Below are 18185 nucleotides of genomic sequence, written 5' to 3'. Positions count from 1 at the left end.
CACTTTTTATGAAATACAACATCCGTGGTGAAAATGTAGAAGTGACGAGTGCAATCAAGGAATATGTCGAACGAAAAATCGGCAAATTGGAAAGATATTTTGATACTACTCCCACTTCTGATGTGAATGTAAATATAAGTGTCTATAATGACGAGCAGCAAATTGAAGTTACCATTCCAATGACGAACCTGTTATTGCGAGCAGAGGAGCATCATCTAGATTTATATGCTGCGATCGATCTTGTAGTTGACAAACTAGAAAGGCAAATACGTAAGCATAAAACAAAAGTCAATCGCAAATTCCGTCAACAAGGTGCTCCAAAGCACGTATTCGCGGAATTGGAAAGAGAAGCGATTGAAGCAAAAGAAGAACATTATGATGACGATGAAATCGAAATTGTCAGAACAAAACGTTTTGATTTGAAACCGATGGATTCCGAAGAAGCAGTGCTCCAAATGGATATGTTAGGACATGCATTCTTCGTATTCGAGAACGCCATTACAGGAACTACCAATGTTGTTTATAGACGTCGTGACGGCAGATATGGCCTGATCGAACCAAGTTAATTATACTTACCAAAAGTGGTCCAAAATATTGGACCACTTTTTTGTGATAAATGAAAGGATATAAATACTGTTATTAAGTTAAATCCAAGAAGTGAATCACGTTCAATACTGAAAAAGAGTTTCTTATAGTATGGATTATGTCAAGTGGAACTGTATTACTATAAGGTAATCTTGATAATTTGTATTTGCTTAGCAAAGCTCCGGAAATATGCTCCACAGGACGCGAAGTGGTTGGCCGGAGCGACATCATACCTCTAACTACATTTCAAAATGGAGGCAACGCTAGTTGACATAATCCATATTATAGGTAGTTGTATATTATTTATGTTAGTTAGGACTGGGTAGGATTCCCGTTTTTTCTTACGTACACTCATTTTCAACAAAATGTTTAATTTCATAAATTGATGAAGTATACGTCTGACAAAAATCGATTTTATACTTGAAGAAATCGTTTTTTATTACCCTCGAAGTATATGAAAACCGTTAAAGACCTATTTTACCTATATTCCACAGCTGTGCTATAACTAAAGCAGCTCCTTTTTGAAGAGTGATTCCGTCACTCTCTCTTCCTTTCATCTGAGAAGCAGTTTTCCCCCCGATCAACTGCTTCTCTCTCTTTTTATACTTGTATCCGTTTGTTACGCGGATTGTTGTCAATTTTAGCAAGCAAGTGTTATGATAGGGAATGGAAATATTTTTTTTAGTTACAGTGGTTTGAGTATGGATAAAGAGGAGCGTCTATAATGCGTGGATTAATTAAAAAAGTATTTGGTGATGGTAACCAGCGTCAGCTAAAAGGACTAGAAAAAATTGCGGAAGAAATAGAAGCGTTGGAGCCATCGATACAACAATTATCTGATAATGAATTAAAAAATAAAACGCAAAGCTTCAAAGAAAGATATCAAAATGGTGAAACCCTTGATGATTTAATAGTAGAAGCGTATGCTGTTGTTCGTGAAGGAGCAAAACGTGTACTAGGCATGCGTCCTTTTAATGTGCAATTGTTAGGAGCAATCGCCATGCACAAGGGGAACATTTCCGAAATGAAAACAGGGGAAGGGAAAACCCTGGCTTCGACAATGCCAGCTTACTTAAATGCTTTAACAGGTAAAGGCGTCCATATTATTACAGTCAACGATTACTTGGCAGATCGTGATGCACGTGACATGGGTGAATTGTATCAGTTTTTAGGTTTAACCGTTGGATTGAATCAGAATGGTATGCCAAAAGAAGAGAAACGTGAGGCATATGACGCAGATATCACTTATGGTACGAATAATGAATTCGGCTTTGATTATTTACGTGATAATATGGTGCTGTATAAAGAGCAAATGGTACAGCGTCCCTTGCACTTTGCCATCATTGATGAGGTTGACTCGATTTTAATTGATGAGGCGCGTACACCGTTAATTATTTCTGGTACTGCACAGAAATCAGCAAGCTTATACCAACAAGCGAACTCTTTTGTTAGAACACTGCAAAATGAATCAGATTATACGTATGATGAAAAATCAAAAGGCGTACAACTAACAGAAGAAGGAATGAATAAAGCAGAGCGCTTCTTCAAAGTAGAGAACTTGTTTGATTTAAATAACGTAACGTTAACCCATCATATTAATCAGGCATTAAAAGCTCATGTGGCAATGCAACGAGATACGGACTATGTAGTGGAAGAGGATCAAGTCGTGATCGTCGACCAATTTACAGGTCGTTTAATGAAGGGGCGTCGTTATAGTGATGGACTTCATCAGGCGATTGAAGCGAAAGAAGGCCTGCAAATCCAGAATGAAAGTATGACACTTGCGTCGATTACTTTCCAAAACTACTTCCGTATGTATCAAAAACTAGCGGGGATGACTGGTACTGCTAAAACGGAAGAAGAAGAATTCCGAAATATTTATGCGATGGATGTTATCTCTATTCCAACTAATAAACCGATTGTCCGTGACGATAAAGCAGATTTAATCTATAAAACGATGGATGGTAAATTCCGTTCGGTTGTAGAAGAAATTAAAGAACGCTATGAACTGGGACAGCCTGTATTAGTAGGGACCGTAGCGGTAGAAACATCAGAGCTGATTTCGAAACTATTAAAAAAATCAGGTGTTAAGCATAACGTTCTCAACGCGAAAAATCATTTCCGTGAGGCCGAAATTATTGAAAATGCTGGTCAAAAGCATGCCGTTACCATTGCGACCAACATGGCTGGTCGTGGTACCGATATTAAATTGGGTGACAGTGTTAAAGAATTAGGCGGCCTTGCTGTTATCGGTACAGAACGACATGAATCCCGTCGTATTGATAACCAGTTACGTGGTCGTTCTGGTCGTCAGGGAGATCCAGGTGTGACACAGTTTTATCTATCAATGGAAGATGAACTGATGCGCCGTTTTGGTTCGGATAATATGAGAAATATGATGGAACGTCTTGGCATGGATGACTCACAGCCAATCGAAAGTAAAATGGTTTCAAGAGCAGTAGAATCCGCACAGAAACGAGTGGAAGGTAATAACTTTGATGCTCGTAAAACGATCCTGTCTTATGATGATGTTTTACGTCAGCAACGTGAAATTATTTACAAACAACGTTTCGATGTCATCGACTCTGAAAATCTTCGTGAAATAATTGAACAGATGATTCAGACTACGGTTGAAGGTGCAGTCGATTCGTATATGGCAGACGAAGTACCAGAGAATTGGAACCTGACAGGATTAACCGAATATATTCATGGTACATTACTAGAATCTGATTGGATTAGTGAAGAGGATCTGAAAGACAAAGAAAAAGAAGAAGTCATTGAACTGATCATGACAAAAGTGAAAGAAAAATATGATCAAAAAGAAGAGGAATTCACACCGGAAAAAATGCGTGAATTCGAAAAGGTCATTCTTCTTCGTACGGTGGATACAAAATGGATGGATCATATTGACCAGATGGATCAGCTTCGTCAAGGTATTCATTTGCGTGCTTACGGTCAAAACGATCCATTGCGTGAATACCAGATGGAAGGCTTCACTATGTTTGAACAGATGATCTCGACTATCAATGAAGAAGTATCCAAATATGTAATGAAAGCACAAATGCAAGAGAATATTAAACGTGAAGCCGTAGTGAAGAACACACAAGCGGTCTCTGGCGATGATCAGGAGAAGAAAAAAGTAAAAAGACCTTTTGTGAAAGCAGAGACAGTCGGACGTAACGACCCTTGTCCATGTGGTAGTGGCAAGAAATATAAACATTGTCATGGCAGTTAAGTTTAAATGAGGTGTAATGGATGGAATTAGTAGAGATTAAGCAAGAATTAGAAAAAATGGCTAACAGGTTAGCGGACTTCAGGGGGTCTCTTTGACTTAGAAACAAAGAGAGCCCGAATTGCTGAATTAGAGGAGGTCATGGCAGAGCCAGGATTCTGGGATGATCAGCAGAATGCGCAAAAAGTAATAACAGAGGTCAATGGTGAGAAGGAGCTCGTTCAAGCCTTTGATAAAAACCAGGAAGCCTTGGAGAATGCAGAAGTGTCCTATGAATTAGTGAAAGAAGAAGAGGATGAAGAGCTTCGTGCTGATCTGGAGTCAGAAGTGCAGGCTCTATCTGAATCGTTAAATCAATTTGAGTTATTTATTTTACTTAGTGAACCTTATGATAAAAATAATGCGATTCTTGAACTGCATCCAGGAGCTGGTGGTACGGAATCACAGGACTGGGCTAGCATGCTCTTGCGAATGTACACACGATGGGCTGATTCAAAAGGTTTCAAAGTAGACACATTGGATTACCTACCGGGTGATGAAGCGGGAGTGAAAAGTGTTACCCTGTTAATTAAGGGGCATAATGCTTATGGATACTTAAAGGCAGAAAAAGGAGTCCATCGACTTGTCCGGATTTCACCATTTGATTCATCAGGACGTCGTCATACTTCCTTCGTATCCTGTGATGTGACACCAGAAGTCGATGACGATATTGATATTGAAATCAATACGGAAGATTTGAAGATTGATACCTATCGTTCCAGTGGTGCTGGTGGCCAGCATGTCAACACGACTGATTCAGCGGTCCGGATTACACACCAGCCAACGAATACAGTCGTTACCTGTCAATCTGAACGATCCCAAATTAAAAACAGAGAACAAGCCATGAAAATGTTGAAAGCAAAGCTATATCAATTAGAAATTGAGAAACAGCAGCAGGAGATGGCAGAAATTCGTGGAGAACAAAAAGAAATAGGATGGGGCAGTCAAATACGGTCATATGTATTCCATCCTTATTCCATGGTGAAAGACCATCGAACAGACCACGAAACCGGTAATACCCAAGCAGTGATGGATGGAGAATTAGATAACTTCATTGATGCTTATTTGCGTTCTTTAATGAATTAACGACGAGCAAAAGGGGAAATGCTCTCCTTTTGCTCGTTTTTCATTTACAGGTAAGAAAGTATAAAATTTTAAGGTTTCGTACCGCTTTCTAACATGAACAGCCATGTCCACTCGGGCGCCCAAAAACTAGGCGACTTCCTGCATCGCCCTACGATAAAGAAGACTTGCTGGTGATAACCAGAGGGCCTAGTCGACCTTATGCCCTTGGGCGAAAGTCATCATCGACATCACTTGCCCACCGTGATTCCTGTATCTCAGTTGATGCCGTCCAGTCGCTACGTTTCTAAACGGGCGCTTACGCTTTTCTAATCGGAAAAACAACGAAAAAGGAGTAGAACTATGATTGCAAAATATAAACGTACACCAATGCCGTTTTGGTTACGTCAAACATTGGATTATCTTTATGTGTTAATAGGGGCTTTCCTTGTCGCTATTGCATTTAATTTGTTTTTATTACCAAACAATATCGCATCTGGTGGAGTTGCAGGTGTCAGCACGATTACGAAATCTCTCTTCGATTGGGAACCCTCAATCGTACAATGGGCATTAAATATTCCGCTATTTATAGCGGGTGTTGTGATACTAGGTAAAAATTTTGGAGCAAAATCTTTAGTAGGGACGATCATCTTACCTTTCTATGTCTATTTAACAAAAGATATGGAACCTGCGACATCTGATCCCCTTTTAGGAGCAATCTTCGGTGGTATGATTGTAGGTCTTGGAATCGGGATCGTATTTCGAGGTAAAGCATCAACTGGTGGTATGGATTTAGCTGCACAGCTCCTACATACATACACCTCGATGCCCCTCGGGGTATGTCTGATCTTTTTCGATGGAATGATTGTATTAACAGCCTCGTTTGTCTTCTCCTTAGAAGAAGGGCTTTATGCAATTATCGGGTTGTTTATCACGAGCCGTACAATTGACTTCGTGCAGGTAGGTCTAAATACCTCAAAGAATGTGATGATTATTACGAACCAATTTGAAGAAGTTCGTCGGATTTTGTTGAATGATATTGACCGAGGTGTTACTATTTTTAATGGTTCTGGAGGATTCACGGATGAGGATCGCAAAGTTATCATGTGTGTAGTCCAGCAAAATGAGTTCAGTAAAGCGACACAGGCAGTGAAATCAATAGATCCCAATGCATTTGTGATTGTAATGAATGCTACTGAGGTTTTAGGCGAAGGATTCAAAAAATAATGACAAAATATTTCAATCCTCATGATAATTTAATGTTTTGAAAAGAAATTGTAATAAAAAAATCGGTAAAAAATATCGAAATTGATGTTATAATGTAAGATGTATGAAATTCGGAGTCGAATTTTGGTTCTGTTTTTCTGGAGATTTGTCTTACAAAAAATTAAAAAGGTGATTACTTTATGATAGAGATGCAAGAAGTATATATGACTTATCCGAATGGTGTTGTCGCGCTTAATGGCATAGATGTAAAGATCGGTCAAGGTGAGTTTGTTTACATAGTAGGGCCAAGTGGTGCAGGTAAATCAACATTTACCAAATTATTAATACGAGAAGAACTACCAACGAATGGTGCCGTGACAGTTAATAATAAGAATATTACCGAACTAAAATGGAAAGAAGTACCCTATTTTCGTCGGAATATCGGGGTAGTATATCAGGATTTCCGTCTACTGCCTAAATTAACAGTCTACGAAAATATAGCGTTCGCGATGGAAGTAATCGAGGAAACGCCAAAAAATATTCGCAAACGTGTCATGAGTGTGCTGGAGCAGGTAGGTTTGAAAAATAAAGCACGCTTTATACCAGATGAGTTGTCCGGGGGAGAGCAGCAGCGGGTGGCAATTGCACGTGCGATTGTTAACAGACCTTCTATTTTAATAGCTGACGAACCAACAGGGAACTTGGATCCGGAAACATCCTGGGAAATTATGCAAATACTTGAAGAGATTAATGCAAGTGGCACAACAATTTTAATGGCTACACATAGCAAAGAAATTGTAAATACCATCAAAAAACGTGTTATCGCAGTTGAAGATGGTACGATAGTACGTGATGAGCATCGAGGAGAGTATGGCTATGAAATTTAATACGTTGAATCGACATTTCAAAGAAGGTGCAAAGAATACATGGCGTAATGGCTGGATGACAATTGCTTCCGTCGGTGCTGTTACAACGACTTTGATTCTGGTCGGAGTGTTCCTTGTACTGATGTTGAATTTGAATCACATTGCAGGCGAACTGGAAGAAGACGTACAAATAAAAGCATTAGTAGAATTAACGGAGGAAGAAACGACAGTTGAAGCCATGAATGAGGATCTATCCAATATTAGTGGTGTCGCAAGTGTCGAATATGTAACAAAGGAAGAGGAACTGCAGAATTTAATTGACAGCATGGGGGAACAAGGACAAGCATGGAGCTTATATGAACAAGATAACCCGCTCAATGACGCATTTATTGTGAAAGCAACCAACCCTCAGGATACAGAACATATTGCCAATGAAATTGAAAAGTTTGACTATATTTACCGAGTGAATTTTGGACAAGATTATGTCGATAGTTTATTTACATTTAATAAGTATGCTAGAAACATAGGACTAGGCTTAATTGTGGCATTAGTGTTCACTGCGATCTTCTTAATCTCTAACACGATTAAGATTACGATAATGGCTCGCAGGCGCGAGATTGAAATCATGAAGCTTGTAGGAGCGACAAACAATTTTATCCGTTGGCCATTCTTTGTCGAAGGGCTGATGCTTGGTGTATTTGGAAGCTTGGTACCAATTGCCGTTATCATGGTCGGATACTACTTCCTAACTCAAAATCTCGTTGTATTTGAACAATTTGATTTTGTCAAAATATTACCGTTCTTCCCATTCGCTTTACAAGTTGCTGCAATCATTATTGGTATCGGAGCAACTATTGGGGTATGGGGAAGCTTAATGAGTGTCCGTAAATTCTTAAAAGTTTAATAGTCTAAGAGATAAGTTCTAGAGAGGGGATACAAGATGAAAAAATTTAATCTGCTACTTATTTTCTTATTGATTGCTTCATTGATTCCGGCAAATACTATCTTTGCCGAATCAGCTGATGAATTAGATGAAAAAATTAATGATTTAGAAGACCAGGAAAGTAATTTAGAAGAGAAGTCTGACGGGGTGGAGAACAAAGTAAGCGAAACGGAAGATAAAATCGCTGAAAATCAAGATCAACAACATGAAACACAAAGTGAAATTAGCAGCCTGAACAGTGACTTAGAGGATACACAGGCGAAATTGGCAGCAAAACAAGAAGAAATTGCTCAGACCAATAATGAAATACAAACAACCGAAGCAGAAATTCAAAAAACAGAAGACGAAATTACCTCTCTCAAAGAAGAGATTGAATCATTAAAAAAAGAGATTAAAGAACTGGAAGAAAAGATTGCATCCAGAGAAAAATTATTAAAGAACAGATTGCGCTCCATCCAGCAAAATGGAGGAAGCGTCAGCTATTTGGAAGTCATCTTAGGAGCACAAAGCTTTGGTGATTTCATTAACCGTGCTACCGCTGTTAACAAAATCATGGATTCTGATAAAAACATCATGGAAGAACAACAAGCGGACAAGAAAAAATTAGAAGAAAATAAAGCAACGGTTGAGAAAAACAAAAAAGAAGTCGAAGAAAAACAAGTTGCGTTAGAAGACAGCAAAGCACAACTTGAAAATACGAAATCGAATTTAGTGGCACAACAAGAAGAATTAAACGAAATTAAGTCGACACTGAACAATCAAAAAGATAATAAAGAGATGCTAATGGCGGACTTGGAATCAGAAGAACAAGAACTGCATGAACATAAAATGAGTTTAGCTGAACAGCAAGAAACGCTTAATAATCAAGCAGCTGTAATTGCACAAGCGAAAAAAGAAGCTAAAGAAAAATTAGATCAATTATCGAAAGAAGAAGAAAATAATTCCCCTTCAAATGGCGGAAGCAGTAGCGGTGGTTCTTTATCTGCAGGAGGAAACGGCAGTTTAGTCTGGCCAGCACAGGGAAGACACTCTTCAGATTATGGCTACCGTGACTTTGATGGTGGTGGATTCCATTACGGTATAGATATCGCGAACAGTGTAGGAACGACCATTAGAGCAGCTGCCGATGGTAAGGTAACACGGGCTAATTATTCCTCCAGTTACGGAAATGTAGTATACATATATCATCCGAGTCTGGAATTAACGACTGTATATGCGCACTTAAACAGTTCCAACGTTTCATTAGAACAAAATGTTACGCAAGGTCAAACAATCGGTGGTATGGGTGATACCGGACATTCCTTTGGTAGCCATTTACACTTTGAAGTACACAAAGGTGGATGGAGTTATCACGGAGCGATAAACCCGATGCCATACTTACCTTAAATAACGAAATTAAAAAAGACATCACAAAATACTTGTGATGTCTTTTTTAAACCATCATAATATAGTAGTAGAACATTAAAATGGGACATAGGTATGTAGTAGTGGAAAAAAGAGAGTCTTGGAAAGGCAATGGGGTGGGTATATGAAAATAAGCAAAAGAATTTTAGTATTAATTTTAATTGTAGCAATTGCTTTAGGCGCTGCTGGTACATATGCTGGACTAGCGTTTTTTGCAAGTGGGTCAAGCTCTGATAGTGGGATAAGCAGTGATGATCAAAATTTATTGTCCCAGCTTTCTGAACAGCAGCAAAGTCTGGAAGAGAACATGGGTAAAATGTCCAAAGTAGTGGATGCTTTTTCGATCATTCAAGAAAATTATGTAGAAGAAGTAGATGATCAGCAATTGGTTGAAGGTGCAATCAATGGTATGCTGGAATCACTGGAAGATCCATACAGTGTGTACATGGATCAAGAAACAATGGAACAATTTAATGAACAAATAGAAGCATCTTTTGAAGGAATTGGTGCCGAGGTTTCAATGGTAGACGGCAATGTTACGATTGTTTCACCGATTAAAGATTCTCCGGCAGAAAAAGCTGGGTTGAAGCCAAATGATCAAATTCTATCTGTTGATGGCGAGAGCGTTGAAGGACTTGATCTCTATGAAGCAGTTAACAAAATCAGAGGAGAAAAAGGATCGGAAGTCGTCCTTGAAGTTAGCAGGCCTGGAGTAGATGATCCATTAGAGATTGAAATTACAAGAGATTCGATTCCATTGGAAACTGTTTATTCAGAAACAAAAGAAGTAAATGGAAAAACGATCGGTGTAATTGAATTAACTTCTTTTTCAGAGAACACGGCTACTGATTTTAAAAAAGCACTTACGAATTTAGAAGATAAAGGCATGGATGGACTAGTTATTGATTTACGCGGAAACCCTGGTGGTTTATTGCCAGAAGTTGAAGAGATTTTGAAAAACTTTATCCCAAGTGATAAACCATATCTTCAAATCGAAGATCCGTCTGGTAAGAAGACTAGGTATTTCTCTGAATTGGAATCTGCTAAAGGCTATCCAATTGTTTCAGTAATTGATGGTGGAAGTGCTTCTGCATCTGAAATTCTGGTTGGTGCACTAAACGAAGCAATGGACTATGATATAGTTGGTGAAAAGTCATTTGGTAAAGGGACCGTACAGCAAACCGTTTCGATGGGGGATGGCAGTACGATTAAAATTACCCGTTTCAAATGGTTAACACCTGATGGTAATTGGATTCATGAAAAAGGTATTGAACCAACGGTAGAACAAAAAATGCCTGATTATTACTACACCAATCCGATGCAGCTGGAAGAGCCACTAAGCTACAACCAGAGCGATGATCAAATTGAAAATGTTCAAATTATGTTGGAAGGCTTAGGCTATGAACCGGAAAGAACAGATGGTTACTTTAATGAAGCAACCAAATCAGCAGTCGAGGCATTCCAGAGTGATCAGGACTTAGATGTTACCGGTGAAGTCGATCAAAAAACAGCAGAAGTATTACAAACATCCATCGTCGAAAAAATCCGCGATGGCCAAGACGATAAACAACTCGAAAAAGCACTAGAGATCGTAAGCCAATAATAATGCAAAAGCCCACATTTACTACAAATGTGGGCTTTTGCATTAGTCAAGTTTATCACTCCTAACACAGAAAAGTGGTTAAGCTAAAAATAAAGTAACAGAAAACCTTCCTATAATACAAATTATGTAAAGTGGAACTGTTATGACAATGCGGTCATTTTGATATGTTTTATCTGCTTAGCAAAGCTCCGGAAATATGCTCTGCGTCTTGTGGGCACGGCTTCAGCTAACTTTGGAAAGAAAATACTTTTCTTTCCAAAGTTAGCTGAAGCTCGCGCTGATTCCACGGGGTTCTCCGCATATTTCCTACGCTTAAGGGAAGGTCTACAACGTATGTAACAGCAAAAAGCAGTCGTGCTAGGCATTGTATTTCATCAAATTAAGGTGTAAATCTCGCAGATAGTATTCCATATCCTAGCTGTCGCATAAATTGTGGAGCTATACATCAGCGTAGGCCAACCACGTAGACTCCCGCGGGGCAGGCAGGTGCTGAAGATCCACAAAGTCTGCACCTGTTTCTTCTAGTATCGCTTAGAAGTAAGCTTCCTCGGTGCAAGGCAGCAAAGAAGTAATTCGTGAAGTACCTAGCTTCAGCCGTGCCCCGCAGGACGCGAAGTGGTTGACCGGAGCGGTATCCTACTACTAACAACATGTCAAAATGACCTCTCCGCTGGGAGTTGGCATAATTCGTATTATAAGAAGCCTTGTTAACCGTCTAATATAGCTGGGGTTAAGTAAGTGATAGAGAATCCTCTAGCACCAAATTTTCTCCTAGTAATCCCGCTAAAAATAGGAAAATATATTTAAAATAAAAAAATGGGTAGCCAAATTTTCTTTTTTTGAGCATAATAGAGATACTATACATAATTAATGTTTTGGATTTTGGAAGGGGCCGATGGGATGGATTGGATAATGGAACTTGGCTTGGCTATTGTTCGTATGTTTATGCAACCTTTTATGTATCTCTTTTTTCTATTAATCTTCCTCAGCGGTTATTGGCGAATAAAAAAAGATCGTCAGCATCATGGTGCGAAGGTTTATCCTTATTTTTACGAAGTGAGACAGAGTGTGTCGGTCACAGTAATAATAGGACTGCTGTTATCCATCGTATCAGTTGCACTGGGATTCATCGTATCCCTGCCGTTCGTATTACTGTTAGGAGCAGTTTTACTAGTGTTATCATTAGCCAATCATTTTAGCGTGTTGTCAGCGGCGCACGGGCTGGCAATAACAGCAATGATCACGTACGTTCTTAACAGGTATGGCTCGGACTATGTACCGGAAGCATGGTTACAGCAATTAGATACGACTAATCTATTTTATATCCCGATTATCATTGCTATTTTACTTTTTGCAGAAGCTTGGTATGTGAAGCGCATTAACGCCGATGATACGTTCCCGGAATTAAGCAAAAGTGGCAGAGGTAAATTTATCGGACAGCACCGAATCAAGAAACTGACTATCATTCCGTTTATTGCGTTGTTTCCAGTCGGATCGTTAGAATCTTTTGTTGATTGGTGGCCAGTATTTGAGATAGGACAGCAATCGTTTGGTCTGATTGTGGTACCATACCTGCTCGGTTTTGAATATGTCGTCAAAACCAGCTTGGTAAGAACAGCAACAGATTGGATTGCTCCACGTATCACATTACTAGCAGCACTGGTTTTATTACTGGCTGCAGGGAGCTATTTCGTTCCGTTTTTAACGATGATTGCTTTAGCAGCAGCATTAATAGGTAAAGAAATTGTGCAGTATCTTTATCGGGCGAAAGAACAGCAAGAACGTCCTTATTTCCAGCCATCTGATAAAGGACTATTTGTACTTGGTACATTACCTGACAGTCCTGCAGTTGATTTAGGGCTGCAGCCTGGGGAAGAAATTATGAAAGTAAATGATCAAGTGGTTCGTAATGAAGACCATTTTTATCAGGCCGTTAACAACAATCGTGCCTTTTGCAAACTTAGTGTTAAAGATTTAGAAGGGGAGCTTCGATTTGCGCAACGGGCTTTATATGAAGGGGAGCACCACAAACTAGGGATATTATTTGTGAAGGAAACGAATATGTATCAAGAAACTATAAAACAAGAGAGCTGATCATCACATCAGCTCTCTTGTTTTTCGTTGAATTGTAATAGTTCCCGAATTTCATCTTCCGATAATTTGGATAATAATGTTTCACCTGGCTGGATGATTTGATCGACTAATTCGCGTTTTTGTTGTTGTAAGTGATAAATTTTCTCTTCAATCGTACCTTCCGTAATAAAACGGATCACTTGAACAACATTTTTCTGACCGATACGGTGCGCTCTTCCTGCTGCTTGTTCTTCGACCGCAGGATTCCACCAGAGATCATATAATATGACGGTATCGGCTCCGGTTAAGTTGAGTCCTGTTCCACCAGCTTTTAGGGATATTAGGAAGAAGCTTTTTTCTCCTTCGTTAAATGCTTCTACCATCTTCATGCGCTGATCAGATGGTGTTGACCCATCCAGATAAAAGACGTCGTGGCCATTTGCTTGTAGTGTATCGCGAATGATTTCCAGCATGCTGGAAAATTGCGAAAAGATCAACGTGCGTTTTCCGTTGGCTTCAAGCTCCGCAGTTCGTTCCATTAACTGATCCAATTTACCGGATTGTCCTTGATAATTTTCCAAGAACAAACTCGGATGACAACAAATCTGGCGCAAGCGTGTTAAGCCTGCGAGAATTTGCAGTTTACCACGGTCAAATCCTTTCGTTTCAATCGTCTCATCCAACTCGTTTTGGATTCGCTGTAAATAGCCAAGATAAACTTCTTTTTGATCCTTCGTCAGCTCTGAGTACTGTACCGATTCGATTTTATCCGGTAATTCGTCCAGTACATCCTTTTTCACACGTCGCAAAATAAACGGTCTGGTAATTTTCGAAATATAGTTCGTATCCAGATTACTAAACACTTTTTTGCTACCAAATAGACCAGGGGAAATCGTGTAAAAAATCGACCATAGTTCTTCGAGAGCATTTTCAATTGGCGTTCCGCTCAAGGCAAAAAATTGTTTTGCCTGAAGAGAACGGACAGATTTAGCTGTTAATGTTAAATGATTTTTGATTGCCTGTGACTCATCCAATACGATGCAGTCAAACAAATGCTCTTCATATAAGTCCTGATCTTTTCTTAACGTAGGATATGAGGTAATCAGAATATTGGTATCCTGGAAACGCTCCAGCAACTGACGACGCTCTTGTTTAGGGCCGATGATTACACCAGCTGATAAAGTCGGTGCAAATTTTTCAATTTCTTTTTTCCAGTTATATAAAAGCGATGCAGGTGCAATAACTAACGCTTGATAGTTTCCTTGTTGTTTTTCTGCCTCAGAAAGCATATAACTGATTGTTTGCAATGTCTTTCCAAGCCCCATGTCATCAGCTAGTATCCCACCTAAGTGATAGTGTGAGAGTGCCTTCATCCATTGAAAACCGGTAACCTGATAATCCCGCATTTCGGCTTGAAGTGATGCAGGCAGTTCGAATTCCAGCATTTCCGGATGTTTCAGTTGCTCCAACATTTGCTGGAATGATGCACTGTACCGATGATCTGTCTTGTTTAAGGCATCTTCTACCTGAAAACTGCGGGCTGCCGGAATCGATACTCTGCCATTTTCCATTTGTTTCTGTGACAATTGCAAGGATTGTTGTAATCGTTGAAACGAGTTGAAATCGTCACGCTCCAAATGAATCAGGGCACCATTCGGTATACGATAGTAGCGTTTTTTTTCGATTAACGCCTGGAGTATATTAGCGACATGCTCATCTGAAATACCCTCCATGTCAAAAGCGATGTCCAGCATCCCTTCAGTCGGTCGATAATCAACCTGTGATTGCAGTGTAATCTTATCTACGCCATCGATCATTTGTTTCACAGCATAGGAGAGATACACATTGGCGCTTTGCTCTAATTCATGCACACCTTCATGCAGAAACGAGTAGATTGCATCGTCATTAAATAAATAATAAGCATGGTTCATCTCCATAAATGCTTCGTCGCGCAGCTGCTGAATAATCTGCTGTTCCTTTGCTGTTTCCCTTTTTACAATGGTTTTAGCAACAGACTGTTCAGAAAAAGGAGTAAACTGTTCCTCGCCATAGTGGTATTCCACCTCTGCTTTCAATGCACCGTCTATTTCATCAATATAAACTTTGGGATGCAAAGGTGTCGTATTGATTTGCTGTTCCATCCGCTCTGTCATTTGTAATGAACCAATCTGCTCGAATTGCGGCATAACATTTTTGACAAAACCGTTCATTTCGTCAGCAGAGATGTTCTGCTTTTTTTTGTTCTGAAAAGGCATGATCCGGAACAACTTTTCCAATATTGCTTTTTGGTTGTACGTTAATTTGTAAAAATAATTATCACGAATTAAGTAGCGATAACTGTTAAGAAAATAAAACTCAGACAAATCGTTCATTTCCAGCGTATAGCTGTTTGTTGCCTGGTAATCTAATTGGAACGTTAGTTGTTCTTCAATATTTCCTTTTTTAATATCGCTAAATTCTTTATTTGTATCTAACCGGAATGTGTAATTGATATCCACTAACAATTCGAGCAGTGAATCTACCAGGCTGGGTGGCACATAGATACTTCTAGGATTCTCCAGTTTTATGACATAACTATTTCCAAACAGTCGCTCCTGCTCATAACAGGTTAAGAGCATTTCGGTCATTTTTTGGTCCTTGGAGTTAAAGTAATGAGTATAGGGGTAATACGTATAGCTTTGATTGACTCGGTAAGTTTCCCCGCCAGTCATTGCTTTTAAGAAATTGCGGATATCACGAACCACATATGGTCGTTTATCTCCTACTTTTACTTCTATACTCAATGCATACTGTGAATTTTTATTCGTTTTTATCAGTGACAAAACAAATTCTGTTTTCACCTGTAAAGGTGTCTCTATGTCATCCTGTTTATTACGGAACGTATGAAGTAATTGCTTCGCAAACAGATCGGTATCCTGCGAAGGTGCCTCTTGCGCACGGCGATCAACTGCATAGCGTCTTTTGTTCGACTGAGCATCCTGCGTAATGGCCAGCAAGACAGCTGCCACATGTTTACATGAATCATGCGTTTCGAATGCTGGGCAATTACAAGTGGTGTCAATCTTCATATCTTCTGTGAAATATATGCGTATTGTATAAATCTTGGTCCCTTTAACAAGTCCACGCCAAGAATTAGTCTGTGGATTATAGGAGAGGCCATATACCTTGCCGTTTTGGTAGTATTGATATCCTCTATTGTAAAAGCGTTCGCCAGTTAGCTGACGAATCGATTGTTCCGTCATTTGAATTTGCTGCAACTTGATCCCATCCTTATACAAAGAATCCATCATTATATTATAGCAGATTCTGAGACGGATGCCATCCCGATGATATTTTTATTTTCACCTTGTTTGAGAAGTGTTAAAATAGGAGAAGTTAAGGCTAGGTAAATAAGAAAGTAGGGTACAAACATGGGATTACAAGAAGAAGTGAAAAAAAGAAAGACATTTGCGATCATTTCACACCCGGATGCCGGTAAAACAACGATGACTGAAAAATTGTTATTGTTCGGTAATTTGATTCGGTCGGCAGGTACGGTTAAAGGGAAAAAGTCGGGAAAATTTGCAACATCGGACTGGATGGAAATTGAAAAGCAACGTGGGATTTCTGTAACATCCAGTGTGATGAATTTTGAATATAAAGGGCACAAGGTCAATATCCTTGATACTCCTGGACACGAAGATTTCAGTGAGGATACGTACCGGACGCTGACAGCGGTTGACAGTGTTGTCATGATTATTGATGCGACAAAGGGTATCGAAGCACAAACGATTAAGCTGTTCAAAGTTTGTAAAATGCGTGGTATTCCGATTTTTACTTTCATTAATAAGCTTGACCGCGAGGGACGTGAACCACTGGAATTGTTAGACCAGATTGAAGAAGTGTTAAATATTGAAACGTATCCAATGAACTGGCCGGTTGGTATGGGAAAACGATTTTTAGGGATTCTGGACCGTTACCAAGACCAATTTATTAAATTTAATGGTAATGAGGAAGAGTCGTATATTCCAATGTCAGAAATGGATCAGGACGAAATCGCCCAGCATCCTACTTATCAGGAAACTGTCGATGAATTAGAACTATTAGATGAAGCAGGTGATCAGTTCTCTATCGATCGTGTATTAGAAGGAGAACAAACGCCGGTGTTCTTTGGTAGTGCCTTGGCACCCTTTGGTGTACAGACCTTTTTTGATACTTTTATCGAGTTAGCTCCTGCACCAGGACCACGCCGTACGACCGAGGAAGTCATCAGCCCTGATTATCCCGATTTCTCCGGATTCATTTTCAAAATTCAGGCGAACATGAATCCGCAGCACCGTGACCGAATTGCATTTTTGCGAGTATGTTCCGGTAAGTTTGAGCGGGGTATGAACGTGACGTTAGCTCGAACTGGCAAGAGCATTCGACTTGGGCAGACGCAACAATTCGTCGCTTCTTCCCGTGATACAGTACAAGAAGCATACGCTGGTGACATCATTGGTGTTTATGATCCAGGCTCCTATCGAATAGGGGATACTTTACTGGAAGGGAAAAATGTTTTTCAATATGATGAGTTACCTCAGTTCCCACCAGAAATGTTCCAGCGCGTAACTGCCAAAAACGTAATGAAAGCAAAGCAGTTCCGTAAAGGGATTGAACAGCTTGTGCAGGAAGGTGCAATCCAGCTATTCCGTGGCTATCCAACCGATTCGATGATCATTGGTGCCGTAGGTCAGCTCCAGTATGAAGTATTCCAGCATCGTATGAAGAACGAGTACAATGTGGAAGTCATGCTTGAATCAATTGGAGATCGTATTCCGCGCTGGCTCAAGAAGGATCAAGTCGATCCAAAATTATTTGATGAGCGGAACTTGTTGGTGAAAGATCGCGAAGAGGACTTTCTTGTCTTATTCAAAAATGATTTCGCATTACGCTGGTTTGTCGACAAACATCCGGAAATCGAACTAATCGATTTATTTGAAGTAAACCAATACGACCAAACAAGCCATAGCTAACAATAGCTATGGCTTTTTCATGGATAATGCAGGTGCTTTTACTTAAATATTTGAAAAATAGGCTTTTCATAATACGGTAAACACTTGCGATATATTTATGTTGTATTTAGTATATGCTAAGCAATGCTCCGCGTCCTGTGGGGAATGGCTTCAGCTAGGCTACGACTTGTCTGCTTCT

11 protein-coding genes are annotated in these 18185 nt (G+C 39.6%); 10 read left to right on the top strand and 1 reads right to left on the bottom strand.

Translation table 11 applies throughout. The features are described from left to right. The first annotated feature begins 8 nt into the window (after positions 1–8). From hpf to MUN88_RS19900, 9 genes are all read left to right on the top strand, one after another. Entirely contained in the window at positions 9–566 is a 558-nt protein-coding gene (gene hpf / locus MUN88_RS19940; protein WP_244718563.1) for a ribosome hibernation-promoting factor, HPF/YfiA family, read from the top strand. Positions 567–1309: 743 nt separating this feature from the next. After that, a complete protein-coding gene (gene secA / locus MUN88_RS19935; RefSeq protein WP_244718560.1) occupies positions 1310–3820 on the top strand; it encodes a preprotein translocase subunit SecA in 2511 nt (836 codons plus the stop codon). A 20-nt stretch (positions 3821–3840) separates the two neighbouring features. After that, positions 3841–4942, top strand: a protein-coding gene (prfB, locus tag MUN88_RS19930) for a peptide chain release factor 2 (RefSeq protein ID WP_244718557.1) whose coding sequence is annotated in 2 segments (ribosomal slippage) — positions 3841–3912 and positions 3914–4942 — 1101 coding nt in all. Because the reading frame shifts where the segments join, the coding sequence is not laid out codon by codon here. 339 nt (positions 4943–5281) lie between these two features. Continuing rightward, on the top strand, positions 5282–6145 hold the full coding sequence (locus MUN88_RS19925; RefSeq protein ID WP_244718554.1) for a YitT family protein: 864 nt from the start codon (positions 5282–5284) through the stop codon (positions 6143–6145). Positions 6146–6324: 179 nt separating this feature from the next. Next, positions 6325–7011, top strand: coding sequence for a cell division ATP-binding protein FtsE (gene ftsE / locus MUN88_RS19920; protein WP_244718551.1), 687 nt, complete (start codon positions 6325–6327; stop codon positions 7009–7011). After that, positions 7001–7894, top strand: coding sequence for a permease-like cell division protein FtsX (gene ftsX, locus MUN88_RS19915; RefSeq protein WP_244718548.1), 894 nt, complete (start codon positions 7001–7003; stop codon positions 7892–7894). Before ftsE ends, ftsX begins: the two co-directional genes overlap by 11 nt. Positions 7895–7930: 36 nt before the next feature. Continuing rightward, the gene (locus MUN88_RS19910; RefSeq protein ID WP_244718546.1) at positions 7931–9319 is read left to right on the top strand and encodes a murein hydrolase activator EnvC family protein; all 1389 of its coding nucleotides are present in this window, start codon (positions 7931–7933) and stop codon (positions 9317–9319) included. Between the two features lie 142 nt (positions 9320–9461). After that, a complete protein-coding gene (locus tag MUN88_RS19905) occupies positions 9462–10940 on the top strand; it encodes a S41 family peptidase (RefSeq protein WP_305852483.1) in 1479 nt (492 codons plus the stop codon). A gap of 900 nt (positions 10941–11840) precedes the next feature. Beyond that, positions 11841–13034, top strand: a complete 1194-nt coding sequence (locus MUN88_RS19900; RefSeq protein WP_244718543.1) for a PDZ domain-containing protein — start codon at positions 11841–11843, stop codon at positions 13032–13034. An 8-nt stretch (positions 13035–13042) separates the two neighbouring features. Here the strand turns inward: MUN88_RS19900 and MUN88_RS19895 are convergent, their stop codons facing one another. Then, the gene (locus MUN88_RS19895; RefSeq protein ID WP_244718540.1) at positions 13043–16270 is read right to left on the bottom strand and encodes a DEAD/DEAH box helicase; all 3228 of its coding nucleotides are present in this window, start codon (positions 16268–16270) and stop codon (positions 13043–13045) included. Positions 16271–16423: 153 nt separating this feature from the next. Between MUN88_RS19895 and MUN88_RS19890 the strand changes: the two genes are divergently transcribed. Then, entirely contained in the window at positions 16424–18007 is a 1584-nt protein-coding gene (locus tag MUN88_RS19890; protein ID WP_244718537.1) for a peptide chain release factor 3, read from the top strand. The last annotated feature ends 178 nt before the right edge of the window (positions 18008–18185 follow it).

It is taken from the genome of Gracilibacillus caseinilyticus, assembly GCF_022919115.1.
Classification (GTDB): Bacteria; Bacillota; Bacilli; order Bacillales; family Amphibacillaceae; genus Gracilibacillus; species Gracilibacillus caseinilyticus.
The sequence above is the reverse complement of the archived record's forward strand: the minus strand, read 5'-3'. Positions and strand labels throughout refer to the sequence as shown.